At 70.1% G+C, this 16534-nt stretch carries 14 protein-coding genes; 3 read left to right on the top strand and 11 right to left on the bottom strand.

What is annotated here, in order from left to right; translation table 11 throughout:
• From rsmD to ACFVY3_RS03905, 4 genes are read right to left on the bottom strand one after another with little or no spacing between them, the layout of a single operon-like run.
• The gene (rsmD, locus tag ACFVY3_RS03920) at positions 1-603 is read right to left on the bottom strand and encodes a 16S rRNA (guanine(966)-N(2))-methyltransferase RsmD (protein WP_400158828.1); all 603 of its coding nucleotides are present in this window, start codon (positions 601-603) and stop codon (positions 1-3) included.
• Between the two features lie 18 nt (positions 604-621).
• On the bottom strand, positions 622-2883 hold the full coding sequence (locus ACFVY3_RS03915) for an ATP-dependent DNA helicase RecG (RefSeq protein WP_400158827.1): 2262 nt from the start codon (positions 2881-2883) through the stop codon (positions 622-624).
• Entirely contained in the window at positions 2873-3940 is a 1068-nt protein-coding gene (locus tag ACFVY3_RS03910; protein WP_400159054.1) for a DAK2 domain-containing protein, read from the bottom strand. Before ACFVY3_RS03910 ends, ACFVY3_RS03915 begins: the two co-directional genes overlap by 11 nt.
• 22 nt (positions 3941-3962) lie before the next feature.
• The gene (locus ACFVY3_RS03905; protein ID WP_400158826.1) at positions 3963-4994 is read right to left on the bottom strand and encodes a thiamine-phosphate kinase; all 1032 of its coding nucleotides are present in this window, start codon (positions 4992-4994) and stop codon (positions 3963-3965) included.
• Between the two features lie 71 nt (positions 4995-5065).
• On the opposite strand from ACFVY3_RS03905, the gene ACFVY3_RS03900 reads away from it, so the two are divergent.
• Positions 5066-5569, top strand: a complete 504-nt coding sequence (locus ACFVY3_RS03900) for a DUF3515 domain-containing protein (RefSeq protein ID WP_400158825.1) — start codon at positions 5066-5068, stop codon at positions 5567-5569.
• A gap of 27 nt (positions 5570-5596) precedes the next feature.
• On the opposite strand, the gene ACFVY3_RS03895 is transcribed toward ACFVY3_RS03900, so the two are convergent.
• From ACFVY3_RS03895 to ACFVY3_RS03875, 5 genes are all read right to left on the bottom strand, one after another.
• Positions 5597-6745, bottom strand: coding sequence for a D-alanine--D-alanine ligase family protein (locus tag ACFVY3_RS03895; RefSeq protein WP_364135782.1), 1149 nt, complete (start codon positions 6743-6745; stop codon positions 5597-5599).
• Between the two features lie 32 nt (positions 6746-6777).
• The gene (locus ACFVY3_RS03890) at positions 6778-7836 is read right to left on the bottom strand and encodes an NAD(P)H-dependent glycerol-3-phosphate dehydrogenase (RefSeq protein WP_400158824.1); all 1059 of its coding nucleotides are present in this window, start codon (positions 7834-7836) and stop codon (positions 6778-6780) included.
• Positions 7833-8657: a lysophospholipid acyltransferase family protein gene (locus ACFVY3_RS03885; RefSeq protein WP_400158823.1), complete on the bottom strand. Its 825-nt coding sequence runs from the start codon at positions 8655-8657 to the stop codon at positions 7833-7835. Before ACFVY3_RS03885 ends, ACFVY3_RS03890 begins: the two co-directional genes overlap by 4 nt.
• A gap of 9 nt (positions 8658-8666) precedes the next feature.
• Entirely contained in the window at positions 8667-9992 is a 1326-nt protein-coding gene (murA, locus tag ACFVY3_RS03880) for a UDP-N-acetylglucosamine 1-carboxyvinyltransferase (protein WP_400158822.1), read from the bottom strand.
• Between the two features lie 135 nt (positions 9993-10127).
• A complete protein-coding gene (locus tag ACFVY3_RS03875) occupies positions 10128-11540 on the bottom strand; it encodes a PLP-dependent aminotransferase family protein (protein ID WP_400158821.1) in 1413 nt (470 codons plus the stop codon).
• Here ACFVY3_RS03875 and ACFVY3_RS03870 point away from each other — a divergent pair.
• Entirely contained in the window at positions 11539-12465 is a 927-nt protein-coding gene (locus ACFVY3_RS03870) for a DMT family transporter (RefSeq protein ID WP_400158820.1), read from the top strand. The genes ACFVY3_RS03875 and ACFVY3_RS03870 overlap by 2 nt on opposite strands.
• 322 nt (positions 12466-12787) lie before the next feature.
• The gene (locus tag ACFVY3_RS03865) at positions 12788-14287 is read left to right on the top strand and encodes an HNH endonuclease (RefSeq protein WP_400158819.1); all 1500 of its coding nucleotides are present in this window, start codon (positions 12788-12790) and stop codon (positions 14285-14287) included.
• A 65-nt stretch (positions 14288-14352) separates the two neighbouring features.
• Here the strand turns inward: ACFVY3_RS03865 and leuD are convergent, their stop codons facing one another.
• Together leuD and leuC are read right to left on the bottom strand one after the other, a co-directional pair.
• Complete coding sequence (gene leuD / locus ACFVY3_RS03860) at positions 14353-14955, bottom strand: 3-isopropylmalate dehydratase small subunit (RefSeq protein WP_290257497.1); 603 nt, start codon at positions 14953-14955, stop codon at positions 14353-14355.
• Between the two features lie 9 nt (positions 14956-14964).
• Entirely contained in the window at positions 14965-16419 is a 1455-nt protein-coding gene (leuC, locus tag ACFVY3_RS03855) for a 3-isopropylmalate dehydratase large subunit (protein WP_400158818.1), read from the bottom strand.
• Positions 16420-16534 lie beyond the last annotated feature (115 nt).

Raw genomic sequence — 16534 nt, 5'->3', positions numbered from 1 at the left:
CTACTCCCCGGCGTCGCCGGCGGTCTCCTCCGCCGGCACGCCGGGCTCGGCGAACCAGAGCCTGGTCTCGCCATATTTCTTCTCCGCGAACCGTTCCAGCCCCTCGGGCCAGGACGGTTCCGGCGTGCGGGCGGAGCGTTCGACCACGACGACGGCGCCCTCGGCCAGGTGCGGCAGGAGCTTGGCCAGCACGGCGGCCAGGGCGTCCTCCTCGAGCGGATAGGGCGGGTCCAGGAACACCAGGTCCCAACTGGTTCCCTCCCCCGCCCGTTCCAAAAACGATTCGACCTTGGAGCGGTGCACCGAGACCACCTTGCGCCGCAGCACGGTGTTGATCAGGTCCGCGTTGCGCTGGCAGACCTCGGAGGCCTTGGCAGCGAACTCCACCAGGTCCACGCCGGCGGCACCACGGCTGGCGCTTTCGACCCCAAGGGAGCCCGAGCCGGCGTAGAGGTCCAGCACGCGGGCGTCCGAGATCACCTCGAACGCGTCCAGCCGGGAGAACAGGGCCTCCTTGACCCGGTCCGTGGTGGGCCGGGTCAGCGAGCCCGGAACCCCCGCCAGGGTGGTGCCGCCGGCCGCGCCGGAGATGATCCGGCTCACGGCCGGCTCTCCTCAGTACTAACCGCGTTCAAGGAACGCCTCCTTCTCGGGGTTCAAATAATCGTCGATGGCGGCGGCCAGCGCCGCGTGGCGGGCCAGTCCCGGGTCCCCGCCGATGATCGCCTGCGCGTCCTGCCGGGCCCGGGCAATGACATCCTCGTGCTCGAGGACCCGCAGCAGCTTCAGGGTGGACCGGCCGCCGGACTGGGACGCGCCCAGGATGTCACCCTCGCGGCGGAGCTTGAGGTCCTCCTGGGAGAGTTCGAACCCGTCGGTGGTGGACGCCACGGCCTCGAGGCGCCGCCTGCTGGGGTGTCCCGGCTCCAGGGTGGTCACCAGCAGGCAGGTCCCGGGCAGGCCGCCGCGGCCCACCCGGCCGCGGAGCTGATGCAGCTGGGAGATGCCGAAGCGGTCCGCGTCCAGGATCACCATGAGGGTGGCGTTGTGCACGTCCACGCCCACCTCGATCACGGTGGTGGAGACCAGCAGCTTGGTCCGGTTGGCGGTGAACGCGGCCATGGTGTCGGACTTCAGCACCGGGTCCTGCCGCCCGTGCAGCGGCGCCACCGGCACCCCGGCGAGGGCCGGTTCGTCCTGCAGCAGTTCGACGACGCCGGTGACGGACGCTAACTCCCGGGCGCCGCCGCCGGCCAGGTCCGCGTCGCTGGGTTCGGCCTCGCCGGGGCTGAAGTCGCCGTCGTCGTCATCGCCGATCTTGGGGCACACGACGTAGACCTGGTGCCCGGCGTCGATCTCCTCGCGGGACCGGGACCAGATCCGCTGCGCCCAGGCCGGATGTTCGGCCAGTCCCACCACGTGGGTGGAGATCGGGGCGCGGCCCGCCGGCAGCTCGTCCAGCACGGAGGTCTCCAGGTCGCCGAAGACGGTCATGGCGACGGTGCGCGGGATGGGTGTGGCGGTCATGACCAGCAGGTGCGGGGGTTTGCTGGCCTTGGAGCGGAGCACGTCGCGTTGTTCGACGCCGAAGCGGTGCTGTTCGTCCACCACGATCAGGCCGAGGTCGTAGAAGGAGACGTTCTCACTCAGCAGCGCGTGGGTGCCGATCACGATGCCGGCGGTGCCGGAAGCGGCGTCCAGCATCGCCTGCCGGCGGGCGGCGGTGGGCATGGAGCCGGTCAGCAGCGTCACCTGCACCGAGTCGGGGCCGAACCCTCCGAGCAGCCCGTCGCGTGAGAGCGGGCCCAGGGTCCGTCGGATCGACTCGAAGTGCTGGGCGGCTAGAACCTCGGTGGGGGCCAGCAGCGCGGCCTGGCCGCCGGCGTCGACCACCTGCAGCATGGCGCGCAGGGCCACGATCGTCTTGCCGGAGCCCACCTCGCCCTGCAGCAGCCGGTTCATCGGTGAGTCCCCGGCCAGTTCCGCGGCGAGGGTCTTCCCGACGGCGGCCTGGCCGGCGGTCAGGGTGAACGGCAACTGCCGGTCGAAAGCGGTCAGCAGCCCCTCTGCCACGGGGCGGCGGGCGGTGGCTTCCTCGGCGGCCAGCTGGGAGCGGCGCCGGGCGAGGGCGGACTGCAGGACCAGGGCCTCCTGGTAGCGGAAGCGGTCCCGGGCGCGGCGCCAGTCGACGTGGACCTCCGGGGCGTGGATCAGCCGGTAGGCCTCGGCGACCGGCAGGAACTTTTCCCGGGCGGAGATCTCGGCGGGCAAAGGGTCCGGCAGCTCGGCCAGGTCAGCGGTCTCCAGCAGCGTGGCGATGACCTTCTGGATGGACCAGCTGGTCAGCTTTGCCGTGGCCGGGTACACCGGGATGGGCATGGCGGCGAGCTTCTCCGGGTCCATGCCCGGCACGTCCGGGTCCTCGTCCAGGAGCTGGAAGTCGGGGTTGGTCAGGCCCAGGCTCCCGCCGTAGCGGGTGATCTTGCCGGAGAAGAGCGCCCGGACACCCGGCTGCAGTTCCGCCCGGGCGCGGAAGCCGTTGAAGAAGCTGACCTTGAGCGTGCCCGCCTGCGCCGTCCCTGCCCGCGGTGCGGCACCGTTCGCACTCCCCGAGCCCGCGTCGTCGGAGATCACGACGTCGGTGATGGAGCCGCGGCGGGCGCGCATCTGCCGGGTGCTGTTGGAGAGCACCCGGGCGATGAGCGTGACTTCCTCATCGAGCGGCACCTCGCTGATGGGGGTCAGCTCGCCGCGGGTGACGTAGCGGCGCGGGAAGTAGTTCAGCAGGCCGCCAACGGTGGCGATGCCGAGGTGCTTCTCGATGACGGCGGCGGACCGCTTCCCGATCCGGCGGTCCAGGGCGAGGTTCAGCTCAGCGGACATGTCCGTCGGGGTCCGTGCTGCCGGCGGCGCCGGGGACGGCCGCCTCCGCGGGGTCCCGCGGGACGGCGAGGTCGCTGATGCTGGTCTCGGTGGGCTCGCCGAGGGAACGGATGAGCGCTACGGCGGGAGCCGCGTCGGGGACGTGCACGTGGACGCGCCAGCGGTAGGCGCCCTCGGCGTCGGCGTCCTTGCCTACCTGGCTCATGATCACCGACTCGCCGATCTCGTCCAGCCGCTGCCGCATGGTGGCGGCGTCCAGCGGGGAGAGCGAGATGGTGCACATGACCTCCACGCCCTCGTCCCGCGGCATGTCGGCGTGAATGTGCGGATCCTGCACGTCGTAACCGTGCAGTCCGTCCAGCAGGGCCTCCTGGAGCTCCTCCCCCAGCACGGCCGAGCGGAGGCAGTCGAGGATCAGCAGCATGCCGACGCCGCCGGCGTCCACCACCTTGGCGGCGTGCAGTGCCTCGAGTTGATCCTCGGTGTGGACGACGGCGCCCAGCGCGGCCTCGACGGCGGCGTCCAGGGCCAGGCCCAGGGTGTGGTTGCTGTCGTCCCCGCCGTGTTCGGCGTCGACGGCGGCCACGGCGCGGGCGGCGGCCTCCATGACCGAGAGCATGGTTCCGGGGACGGGGTCGCTCAGCGCGGACCAGGCCCGGAGCTGGGCGCGGTTCAGGGCGGCAGCCAGCAGCGGGGAGCTCATCCGGGGATGGCCGGCCAGCGGCTCGGCGACGGCGCAGAGGAAGACGGCGAACAGAGTCCCGGAGTTGCCGCGGGCCTGCTCGATGGCGGCCTGGCCGGCGCGGGCCAGGAGCGCCCCAACGTCGTGCTGGGCCGGATCCGGGGCAGGTACGGCGAACGGCTGGCCGCCGGCGGGCAGCTGCGGAAGGGCGGAGGTGTCCGTGGCGACGTCCTGCAGCGCGCGGGCGGCGGCACGGACGGTGAGGTAGAGGTTGGTGCCGGTGTCGCCGTCGGCCACCGGGAAGATATTGATGGCGTTCAGGCGGTCGCTGTGGTTTCCGAGCGTCGTTTCTGCCTTGCCCAACCACCGCTTCATCGCTTGCGCGTTGGCGGCAATCTTAGTCTGCAAAGTGATCCCATCCCACAGTGTCAGCGGGCTTGCCCGCTATGGTCACGGCCGGGCCGTCATTCGTTGCCCGGGCCTTTACCGAGCCTATCGCAGTGAAACCGGGAGGCAGCTGAACGTCGGCGGGAAAGGCCGCCAGCAGCCCGTGGTCCTCCCCGCCGCCCAGGACCCAGTCCAGCGGGTCCGTCCCCAGGAGGGCGGCGGCGTCCTGCAGCGGGGCGGCCAGTCGTTTCAGCGCGGCGGGGTCCAGGTCGAGGACGGCGCCGCTGGCGTCTGCCAGCCTGCCGCCGTCGCGGACCAGGCCGTCGGAAATATCCATCAGCGCGGTCGCCCCGGCGTCGCGGGCGGAGGGCCCGGCGGCGAGCGGGGGCCGCGGCCGGCACTGGGTGTCCAGCAGGGCGCGCTGTTCCCGGGTCAGGCGATCCACCGGGACCTCCGATTCGAGCAGGGCGAGGCCGGCGGCGGCGTGCCCGACGGTGCCGGCGAGGGCGAGCGTGTCCCCGGGCCGGGCGCCGGAGCGCAGCACGGGGGCGCGGCCGTCGAGGCTGCCGAGGATGGCGACGGAGACGGAGAGTTCGCGTCCGCGGCCGAGGTCACCGCCGGCGACCGCGCAGCCGCCGGCGCCGAGTCCGCTGATGCCGGCGCTGATGCCGTCCGCGAAGTCCTCCACCCAGCCCACGGTGGTTTCCGGGGGCATGGTCAGGCTGACCACCAGGGAGGTGGCCCGGGCACCCATGGCGTTGATGTCGCTGAGGTTCTGCGCGGCGGCCTTCCAGCCGACGTCGTAGCCGGTGGTCCGGTACCCGTTGTTCCACTGCAGCCGGAAGTCCTGGTCCGCCACCTGGGTGTCGATGCTGATCACGGTGCGGCCGTCCGGGGCGGCGACGATCGCGGCGTCGTCCCCGGGGCCCAGCAGCAGGACGTTGCCGTCGCCGGCGTTCAGGCGAGGAAAGATCCGTTGCAGCAGCTGCGACTCGGAGAGGTCGGCCACGGTCAGCGGGGTGGTGTTCACGATGTCAGGCACGTTCCTACGCTACCGTCCGGGTCCGACAGTGACGGTCCGGGCGCCCGCTCCGGCCGGGATAGGCTGGATGGATGCAGCAGCACCGCCAGTCCGGATCCCGTCACCCCCTCCGCTTCCTGGCCACCGCCGCCGCTGCCGGGCTGGCCTTGAGCGCCTGCTCCCCCGCGGTCGACGTAACCCCCGCCAAGGATGCGGCCAACCCGGCGTGCGCGCCCATGATGGTGGCGCTGCCGGATTCGATCGGCGACGCGAAGCTGCGTAAGACCAACAGCCAGGGCACCGCCGCGTGGGGGGATCCGTCCCTGCTGGTGCTGCGCTGCGGTGTGAACGTCCCCGGCCCCACCACGGACCGCTGCGTTACCGTCAATGGCGTGGACTGGGTCATCAAGGAGGGCGATCCGGTGTGGACTTTGACCACGTTCGGCCGCGAACCCGCCACCGAAATCCTGATGGACCCCAACAAGATCAGCTCCGCCACAGTCCTCGCGGAGCTGGCGAACGCCGCCGGCAAGGTGAAGTCCACCCGCAACTGCGTCGGCCAGCAGGACCTGCAGAACCTGCCCACCGGCAAGTAGCGGCGGGCAGGTTTTGGGTGTGGGCTGTTAGCGCAGGCCGGTCTTGCGGTGCAGGGCCAGGTAGATGAGCTCGTCGATCAGTTCCGCGTAATCCAGCCCGGAGGCCTTCCACATCTGCGGGTACATGCTCTTGGGCGTGAAGCCGGGCAGGGTGTTGATCTCGTTGATGATCAGTTCACCCTCGGGGGTGTAGAAGAAATCCACCCGGCTCAGGCCCTCGGCGCCGACGGCGTCGAACGCCACGGCGGCGAGCTCGCGGACCCGGGCGATGTCCTCTTCCGGCAGGTCCGCCGGGCAGCTCAGCGAGGCGGCGTCGTCCTCGACGTACTTGGCGTTGAAGTCGTAGAAGTCGTGGCCGCCGCCGGCCACCGAGATCTCGCCCGGCATGGAGGTGCGCGGGGCGTCCGTTCCCCGGCCTTCGAGCACGGCGCACTCGATCTCGCGGCCCACGATCCCGGCCTCGATCACCAGCTTGGGGTCGTGCCCGCGGGCGGTTTCGATCGCGGCGTCCAGGCCGTCCAGGGAGTCGACCTTGGAGATTCCCATCGACGAGCCCGCGCGGGCGGGCTTGACGAAGACCGGGAAGCCGAGGGCGTCGACGCGCTTGCGGACGCTCTCCGGGTCGGTCAGCCACTGGCGGTCCGTGACCGTGATGTAGGGCCCCACGCGCAGGCCGGCGGACTCGAAGACCACCTTCATGTAGTGCTTGTCCATGCCGACGGCCGAGGCCAGGACCCCGGCGCCCACGTAGCGGGTGTCCGAGAGCTCCAGCAGCCCCTGGATGGTGCCATCCTCGCCGAACGGGCCGTGCAGCAGCGGGAAGACCACGTCCACGGAGCCGAGTTCCTGCGGAACCTGGTTCGGGGCGGCCACGATCAGCTGGTGCTCGCCGCCGATCTCTGCCAGCGTCACGGTCTGCTCCGAGGGCGCCACCTCCGGGAGGGAGGACGCGGAGAGGGACCAGTCCCGGGTGTCCCCGGAGGCCAGGACCCACTGGCCCGTCTTGGCGATGCCGATCGGGATGACCTCGTACTTGGCCTTGTCGATCGCGCCCAGGACGCCGGCAGCGGTGACGCAGCTGACGGCGTGTTCGCTGGAGCGGCCACCGAAGAGCACGGCCACGCGGGGCCGCGCGGAGCCGGTCAGGGCGTCCGAGGTCAGGGCATCAGAGGTCAGGGCTTCAGGGGTCGGGGTGTTGTCCGGCACTGTCAGTAATCGCCTTCGGGTTTCAGGTCCCGGGACAGCAGCAGCGGTCCCAGTTGGTCTACGTGGAGTTTTCCGGCCAGCACGGCGACGACGGCGGCGGTGATGGGCATCTCGACGCCCAGTTTTCCTGCGAGCTCGTGGACGGCCTGGGCGGACTTGATGCCCTCGGCGGTCTGCGTCATCTCCGCGGTGACCTGGTCCAGGGTGAGTCCGGTGCCGAGCAGCCGGCCTGCGGTGTGGTTGCGGGAGAGGGCCGAGGAGCAGGTGGCCACCAGGTCGCCCAGCCCGGCGAGCCCGGCCATGGTACGGGCCTCCCCGCCCAGGGCCAGGGTCAGGCGGGAGGTCTCGGCGAGGCCGCGGGTAATGACGGAGGCCTTGGTGTTGTCGCCCATCTGCTTGCCCTCGCAGATGCCGACGGCCAGGGCGATGATGTTCTTGACGATGCCGCCGATTTCGACGCCGACCACGTCCAAGGTGGTGTAGGGCCGGAAGTAGGGTGCGGTGCAGCTGCGGGCCATCCACCCTGCGGGGCCGGATTCGGAGCAGGCAACCACGGACGCCGTGGGTTCCTCCCGGGCGATTTCCATCGCCAGGTTGGGGCCGGAGACGACGGCGACGCGGCCGGCCGGCAGGTCGAGTTCCTCGCGGATGACCTCACTCATCCGGGAATCGGTGTGCAGTTCCAGTCCCTTCATCAGGGATACCACGAGCGCATCGGGCGCGATCAGGTTCTTCCAGTCGCGAAGCTGCGGCCGCAGGGTCTGCGCCGGAACGGCGAGGATCACCAAGTCGGCGCCGTCCAGGACCTCGGCGACGTCGGTGGAGGCGGTGATGCTGTCCGGCAGCAGGATGCCCTTGAGGTACTGCTCGTTGCGGTGTTCGGCGTTGATCTGGTTGACGACGTCGGCCCGGCGGCCCCAGATCCGGATGGTGCGGTCCACGCCGGAGGCCGTGGCCGCGTCGGCGACGACCTTGGCGAAGGTGGTCCCCCAGGAGCCGGCGCCGAGGACGGCGACCCGCCGGGCCGAACCCTCCCAGCTGCGCGCGTGCTCCGCCGTCACGCGGTGCCGCCGTCGTTAGCAGTTCCAGGGGCGCCGCCGTCGGTAGCCGTGGTGGAGGGGCCGCTACTGGAGGGGTCGGTGCCGCCGCGTTCGACGAAGCGGCCGTGGGTGCTCTGGTTGTGCGCCGACGGGTCCCAGCGGACCAGCGGCGGCTGGCCGCCGCGCAGAGTCGCCAGCAGTTCGGTGATGGCATCCATGATGACGTTGGTGGCCTCGGTGAGGGTCGCCCGGTCCAGCGGACGTCCGGCGAAGGCGCTGAGGTCAACGGGGTCGCCCACCAGCACCCGGGAGGTTTTCCGTGGGAAGATGTGGAACCGCTTCGCGTAGCGCGGGAAGACTTCGTGGGCGCCCCAGTGGGCCATGGGCACCACCGGAATGCCGCTTTCCAGGGCCATCCGCGCGGCCCCGGTGTGGCCCTTCATCGGCCACAGCTCGGGGTCACGGGTCAGCGTGCCCTCCGGGTAGATGATGATGGCGCCGCCCTCGTCGACGACTTCCTTGGCGACCTGCAGCGCGTGGTTGGCCCCCGCCGTCGAGCGTTCCACCGGAATCTGCTTGGTGTTGCGCAACACCGAACCGAGCACCGGCACCTTGAAGAGGCTGCCCTTGGCCAGGAAGTGCGGCATCCGCTTCTGGTTGTAGAGCATGTGCCCGATCACCAGCGGGTCAATCTCGGTGCAGTGGTTCGGCGCCGCGATGAATCCCCCGGCGGGCAGCTTGTCCAGGCCGTCCCACTTCTTATTCATCAGCAGGTTCATGACCGGCCGGACGATACCGGCAACGATCACGAAGGTCGTCTGGCTCTTGGCCGTTTCTTTCATCGGGATCCGCTACCGGGCCGGGGTGATGTCGAAATCGGCGCCCAGGCCGGCGAGCTTTTCGGTGAAGCGCTCGTAGCCGCGGTTGATGATGTCGATGCCGGTGACCCGGGAGGTGCCGGTGGCGGCCAGCGCCGCGATCAGGTGGCTGAAACCGCCGCGAAGGTCTGGAACGTCGATGTCGGTGCCCTTGAGCTGGGTGGGTCCCGAGATGACGGCCGAGTGCAGGAAGTTGCGCTGGCCGAAGCGGCACGGGACACTGCCCAGACATTCGCGGTGCACCTGGATGTTGGCGCCCATCCGGACCAGGGCGTCGGTGAAGCCGAAACGGTTCTCGTAGACGGTCTCGTGGACGATCGATACGCCCTCTGCCTGGGTGAGCGCAACGATCAGCGGCTGCTGCCAGTCGGTCATGAAGCCGGGGTGGACGTCGGTCTCCAGGACCAACGGGCTGAGCTTGCCCCCCGGGTGGTAGAAGCGGATGCCGTCGTCGCCGATGTCCATGCCGCCGCCCACCTTCCGGTAGGTATTCAGGAAGGTCATCATGTCGCGCTGGGTGGCGCCCTCGACGAAGATGTCGCCGCGGGTCACCAGGGCAGCGGAGGCCCAGGACGCGGATTCGTTACGGTCGGACAGGGCGCGGTGGTTGTAGCCGCCCAGATCCTGGACACCTTCGATCCGGATGGTGCGGTCGGTCTGGACGCTGATGATGGCGCCCATCTTCTGCAGCACGGCGATGAGGTCGACGATTTCCGGCTCGGTGGCCGCGCCGGAAAGTTCGGTGATGCCCTCGGCGCGGGTGGCGCTGAGCAGGACCTGCTCGGTGGCGCCGACGGAGGGGTAGGGCAGCGCGATTTTGGCGCCCTTGAGTCCGTTCGGGGCGGAGATGTGGATGCCGCCGGGGCGCTTCTCGACGACGGCGCCAAACTGGCGGAGCACGTTGAGGTGGTAGTCGATCGGGCGGTCGCCGATCTTGCAGCCGCCGAGGTCCGGGATGAACGCCTCGCCGATCGCGTGGATCAACGGTCCGCACAGCAGGATCGGGATCCGGGAGTCGCCGGCATGGGCGTCGATGGCCGTGTGTGAGGCCGTCTTGGCGTTGGTGGGGTCCAGGGTCAGGTCTCCGGTGACGGGGTCCTTGTCCACCGTGACGCCGTGGAGCTGGAGCAGGCTGGTGACAACCTCAACGTCCTTGATCTCCGGGACGTTGCGCAGCACGGACGGCTCGTTGCCGAGCAGGGCGGCCACCATCGCCTTGGGGACAAGATTCTTGGCCCCACGGACGGTGACGCGGCCGGTCAGCGGGACGCCTCCGCGGATTGTCAGAACACTACTCATTTACCAGTTTCCTCACGACTACTCGCCCCCAAATCCTTACAAAGGCTCCCGCTAAGTGTAGGAGGTCGCGTTACCGATCTGAAATACGGCACGGTTCGACGGCGCCGCGTCCCGGCCCGATGGGCAGTTGGCTGACTATCGGCCGTTGCGCCCCAAGGCCTCCCCCAGCACCCGGGCGGCCCGGGGGAACGCCGCCGGGTTCGGGCCTGCATAGTTGAGCCGCAGGAAGGGGCCCGAGGCCTCAGCCGGGAACCAGCCGGCACCGTCGGCGATCACCACGCCTCCGGCCTCGCAGTCCCGGACCAGGCGGTCCATTTCGGTGCCGTCCGGGAGCCGGGCCCAGAGGTTCAGTCCCCCGACCGGGACGTAGGCCACGTGTGCCGCCGGCGCGTGCTCGCGGAGGCTGTCGAGCAGCAGGTCGCGGCGGGATTTCAGCTGGCTCTTGAGGCCGCGCAGGTGCGCCTGCCATCCGGGCTGGGTGACGACGTCGACGGCGGCGGCCTGGAGCAGGCCGCTGACGTACATGGACTCCGCCAGCCGGTCCGCGAGGATCCGTTCCCGGGCGGGTCCGCGGGCGATGACGGCCGCCACCCGAAGGGCCGGGGACAGGCTCTTGGTCAGGGACCGGAGGTAGACGACGTGGCCGGATCCGTCGCGGGCGGCGAGCGGCGCAGGGTCCGCGGTGATGCCGAAGTCGTGGGCCCAGTCGTCCTCGATCAGGAAGGCCCCGTAGCGTCGCACCACATCCAGCACCTGGTCGCCGAGGTTCCGCGTCCAGTGCGCGCCGGTGGGGTTGGCGAAGCTCGGTTGGGCGTAGAACGCCCGGGCACCGGTTTCCTCGAAGGCGCGGGCGAGTTCCTCGACGTCGGGCCCGTCCGGTCCACTCGGGATGGGGATGATGCGCACGCCGGCGCTGGCGGCGGCCAGGATGGCGCCCCAGTAGGTGGGCGACTCCATGAGCAGCGGCTGGCCGGCGCCCACCAAGGCGCGGAAGAGGGAGCTGAGTCCGCTCTGGGATCCCGGGAGGATCACGACGTCGGCCGCGACGGGCGGCGGGACGTCCGGCAGCGACGATGTGCCGAGCTCCTGCGCGAACCAGGCCTGGAGCTCCGGCAACCCGGCCACAGGCGGGCGGGCGACGGCCGCATCGCTCCGGGCGGCGCGGGTCAGGGCAGCACGCACCATACGGCCGGGCAGCAACTCTCGGTCCGGATAGCCGGCGTTGAAGGCGGTGACATCGTTTGGCACGTCGCGCATGGCGGCGGGATTGGGCCGAAGCGCGCCTGGCGTGGGACCCAGGGCCGCTGACTGCCACCCGTAGTCGGAGGGCCGGACCTGGGCGCGGGGACGGGCGAAGGTGCCCACGCCGGGCCGGCTCTCGATCAGCCCCTGTGCGGCCAGGGACCGGAGCGCAGACTGCACCGTGACGGGACTGGCCTGGTACTCGGCCACGAGCGCCCGCGTGGACGGCAGCCGGGCCCCAGGCGCGGCGGCCGACACCCAGGCCCGGAGGCCATCGGCGATCCGCAAACTGCTATTGTCAGACATGAAAGCCAATAGTAGCGCTACTGTCATTGTTTCCGCTCCGCTATCGACGGGGCAAGCCACGGGATACGGGTGGGGGCTCCTGGGCGTGGCGGCATTTTCGCTGACCGTCCCGATGACCCGGCTGACGGTGGGCGGGATGTCCCCGCTGTTCATTGGGGCCGGGCGGGCGGTGGTGGCCGCGGTCCTCGGCGGGGTGGTCCTGGCGGCTACCGGGCAGCCGTTCCCCTCCCGGCGGCAGTGGCTCCGTCTCGCCGTCGTTGCCGGGGGAATCGTTCTCGGCTTCCCGCTGCTGACGTCCTTTGCCCTCCGCACCGCAGCCGCCAGCCACGGCGCGGTGGTGATCGCGCTGCTGCCGGCCGCGACGGCCGCCGCCGTGGTCCTCCGCACCCGCACCCGGCAGGGGACCCGGTTCTGGGCGGCCACCGCGGCCGGGGCACTGGCGGCCGCCGCGTTCGGCCTGCTGCAGTCCGGCGGGATCGAGGGGCCGCAGTGGGCAGATGTGCTGCTGCTGGGCGCCGTGGCCTCGGCCGCCGTCGGTTATGCGGAGGGCGGCTTGCTGGCCCGTGAACTGGGCTCGTGGCAGACGGTGTCCTGGGCGCTGGTTGGCGCCTTCCCGGTCATGGCCGGCCTCACTGTTCTGTCTGTTGTCGCGCAACCGATCGACGCCGATCCCGGCCAGTGGGCGGCGTTCGGGTATCTGGCCGTGGTCAGCATGTTCCTCGGTTTCTTCGCCTGGTACCGCGGACTGGCGCTGGGACCGATGGCCAAGGTCAGCCAGATCCAGCTGGTGCAACCGGTGCTGAGCATCGGCTGGGCCGCGCTGCTCCTGGGCGAACCGGTGGGCTGGCTGACCGTCGCAGGCGGCCTGGCGGTCATTCTGTGCGCGGCCCTTGCTGTCCGGGCGAGGGTGGGCTCGTCGGGATAGGGGACGAACCCGTTCTCGGGGACCCGACGGCTCCCGGGGAGCCGGCCTACGGCACCCCAGCACCCCATTCTTTTATGCGCCCACGGCCCAATCACTAAATGTCATACCCTCGCTGTTGAATGGGTTCATGGAAGGCGGTCGGAAGCATTTCGAGGATTCAGTCGAGCCAACGGCATTCAATGCGGCGGCTCCGTGCTGGACCGCATTTGGGATCCGAAAGGAACGCTTAAAAGAGCTGCTGATGAACGCCACAGCAACCCCGGTAAGCGGCTCCTCTGCAGCTCTTCCCATAAATGTCAGACCCTCGCTGTTGAATGGGTTCATGGAAGGCGGTCGAAGGATTTTCGAGGATTCAGTCGGCGCGGTCGCGATGGGGGACGCGGCGGCGATCATCGATGAGCTCCGGGCGCTGGAGGACCGCAAGTCGGTGATCGCGGCCCGGCAGGCGAGGCTGGCGGTGGCGCTAGACCTGGTCCGGCGGCGGGAGCAGGCCGCTCTCGGCTTGCCCGCGGACCAGCTCGGCGCCGGGGTCGCGGCCGAGGTCGCCCTGGCGCGGCGGGAATCCCCGGCCAAAGGCTCCCGCCTCCTGGGTCTGGCCCGGGCGCTGGTCACCGAGATGCCGCACACCCTGGCCGCCCTCGACACCGGCCGCCTGAACGAATGGCGCGCCACCCTGCTGGTCCGCGAAACCGCCTGCCTGGACGCCGCCGACCGTGCCGCCGTGGACGGCGAACTCGCCGCCGACACCGGCACCTTCGACGGCGCCGGAGACCGCGCCATCATCTCCGCCGCCAAAGCCGCCGCCTACCGCCACGACCCACGCTCCGTCACCCAACGCGCAGCCCACGCCGAAACCGAACGCACCGTCAGTCTCCGCCCAGCCCCGGACACCATGTGCTACCTCACCGCCCTGCTCCCCGTCGCCTCAGGAGTCGCAGCCTACGCCGCCCTGACCCGGCACGCCGACACCGCCCGCGCCACCGGAGACCCCCGGACCCGAGGCCAGCTCATGGCGGACGCTTTGGTCGAACGGGTCACCGGCACACCCGGCGGCATCACCGGCATCGAGGTCCAACTCGTCATGACCGACCGGACCCTCCTCGCCGGCGACAACGAACCCGCCAGGCTCACCGGTTACGGCATCGTCCCCGCCGCATGGGCCAGGAAACTTCTAGTCACCGGCGGTACAGCGAACACCCGAGCAGGCGAAGCGACTCAACCCGAAGACCCGCCCGGGAACATAGCTGACTCATCACATGACGGCCTGGACTTCTCCGTCTGGATCCGCCGGCTCTACACCGCCCCCGCCACCGGGGACCTCATCGGCATGGACTCCCGGGCCCGGCTCTTCCCCGCCGGGCTGCGGCGCTTCATCGAAACCCGCGACACCACCTGCCGGACCCCGTACTGCGACGCACCCATCCGGCACCTCGACCACGTCGTCCCCTGGCACCGCGGCGGACAAACAACCGCCGCCAACGGCGCCGGACTCTGCGAAGCATGCAACCACACCAAAGAAACCCCCGGCTGGACCGCCCGACCCGTCAGTAGATCACAGCGCGTCAACGGGGCAGAACCCGTTGCCAGACCGCCCGATGGCCGTCATGCCCTCGAAGTGACGACACCCACCGGCCACGTCTATCCCTCTATCGCGCCGCCATTGCCGGGAACCTGCGGCGGCGGACCACGGAGATCCTATGCGGAGGCTCTCGTAGGCGACCTCGTTCTCTGTGGCGCCGAAGCGGAAACCCGCCGCAACAGGCGCCGCCCCAGGCAGCGTGCCAGGTTGCCTGGCCCAGGGGGTCACCCGCGAGCCCACTAAACCACACCGCCGCCGGGTAATAACCCGGCGGCGGTGGAAGCGGCAGCATTCTGCCTGCGACAGAATCAGCCCAGCTTGGCGGGCAGCGTCGTGGGCTTGAATGCCGGCCGCGTGGCCTCGTAGGCGGTGATGTCTTCCTCGTGCTGAAGGGTCAGCCCGATGTCGTCCAGACCTTCCAGGAGGCGCCAGCGGGTGTAGTCGTCGATCTCGAACGGAGCAACGACATTGCCGCACTCGACCGTCTTGGACACCAGGTCCACTCGGACCTCGGTGCCCGGAGCATTCTCCAGCACCTTCCAGATCAATTCGATGTCGTCCTGCGACAGCTCGGCGGCCAGCAGCCCCTGCTTGCCCGAGTTGCCGCGGAAGATGTCGGCGAACCGGGAGGACAGCACTGCCTTGAAGCCGTAGTCCTTGAGCGCCCACACGGCGTGCTCACGCGAAGACCCTGTCCCGAAGTCCGGCCCGGCCACCAGCACCGATCCCGCGGAGAACGGTTCCTGGTTAAGGATGAAGGACGGGTCCTTGCGCCAGGCGGAGAACAGGGCGTCCTCGAAGCCGGTCCGCGTGATCCGCTTGAGGTAGACGGCGGGGATGATCTGGTCCGTGTCGACGTTGCTCTGCCGCAGCGGGACGCCGATGCCGGTGTGGGTGGTGAACTTTTCCATCGTCTCTCCTTAGGCTGCGCTGGAGCGGTGTCCGGCGGACACGGGCTCGGGGTCAAGATCCGACGGCGAACTCAGGGTGCCGCGCACCGCCGTCGCCGCGGCCACAACCGGCGAGACCAGATGGGTGCGGCCGCCCTTGCCCTGCCGGCCTTCAAAGTTGCGGTTCGAGGTGGACGCGCAGCGCTCCCCCACTTCCAGCTGATCGGGGTTCATGCCCAGGCACATCGAGCAGCCGGCGAACCGCCACTCTGCGCCGAAGTCCTTGAAGACCTTGTCCAGCCCCTCCGCCTCGGCTTCCAGCCGGACGCGGGCGGAACCGGGAACCACCAGCATGCGGATGTTGGGGTCCTTGGTGCGCCCGCGGATGATCTCCGCGGCGGCGCGCAGGTCCTCCATCCGGGAGTTGGTGCAGGAGCCCAGGAAGACGGTGTCCACCCGGATGTCCTTCATCGGCGTCCCGGCCTCCAGTCCCATGTACTGAAGGGCGCGTTCCGCGGCGGCCTTGGCGTTCTCGTCGCCGAAATCCGCGGGCGAGGGCACCTTGTCGGACAGCGAGACGCCCTGGCCGGGGTTGGTCCCCCACGTCACGAAGGGCTCCAGCGTGTCGGCGTCGAGGTCCACCTGGGCGTCGAAGACGGCGTCGTCGTCCGTCCGCAGCGTGTTCCAGTACTCAATCGCTGCGTCCCAGTCCGCGCCCTCGGGGGCGTGCGGACGGCCCTGCATGTAGTCGTACGTCGTCTGGTCCGGGGCCACCATGCCGGCGCGGGCCCCGGCCTCGATCGACATGTTGCAGATCGTCATCCGGGCTTCCATGGACAGCGCACGGATCGCCGAGCCGCGGTACTCCAGCACGTAGCCCTGGCCGCCGCCGGTGCCGATCTTCGCGATGACCGCCAGGATGATGTCCTTGGCCGTCACGCCAGGGCGCAACGTGCCCTCGACGTTGATGGCCATGGTCTTGAACGGCTTGAGCGAGAGCGTCTGGGTGGCCATGACGTGCTCCACCTCGGAGGTGCCGATGCCCATCGCGAGCGCACCGAAGGCGCCGTGGGTGGAGGTGTGTGAATCGCCGCAGACCACCGTCATGCCCGGCTGGGTCAGTCCAAGCTGCGGGCCCACCACGTGGACGATTCCCTGTTCGGCGTCGCCCAGGGAGTGCAGGCGCACCCCGAATTCCTTGCAGTTGTTCCGCAGGGTCTCGATCTGCGTGCGGCTGGTCAGGTCGGCGATAGGCTTGTCGATCGCGAGCGTTGGGGTGTTGTGATCCTCGGTGGCGATCGTCAGGTCCGGCCGGCGGAGTTGGCGGCCGGCCAGCCGCAGCCCCTCGAACGCCTGCGGGGAGGTCACCTCGTGCACGAGGTGAAGGTCGATGAAGAGGAGGTCAGGCTGGGCGTTGGCGCCTTCGCCGTCCCCCTTGCGCACCACGTGCGCGTCCCAGACTTTCTCGGCCAATGTCTTTCCCACGGCCTGCTCCCTCCACTGCGTTCGCTGCTGCCAGTGCCGCCGGGATCAGCCCGGCGGCGTTGATGCTATCCACTGAATCAGCCCGCTGACCGAATAAGCCAGCGCAATGATTTGC

The organism is Arthrobacter sp. BPSS-3 (assembly GCF_044628475.1).
Taxonomy (GTDB): Bacteria; Actinomycetota; Actinomycetes; order Actinomycetales; family Micrococcaceae; genus Arthrobacter.
This window is presented reverse-complemented; position numbering and strand designations above follow the sequence as displayed.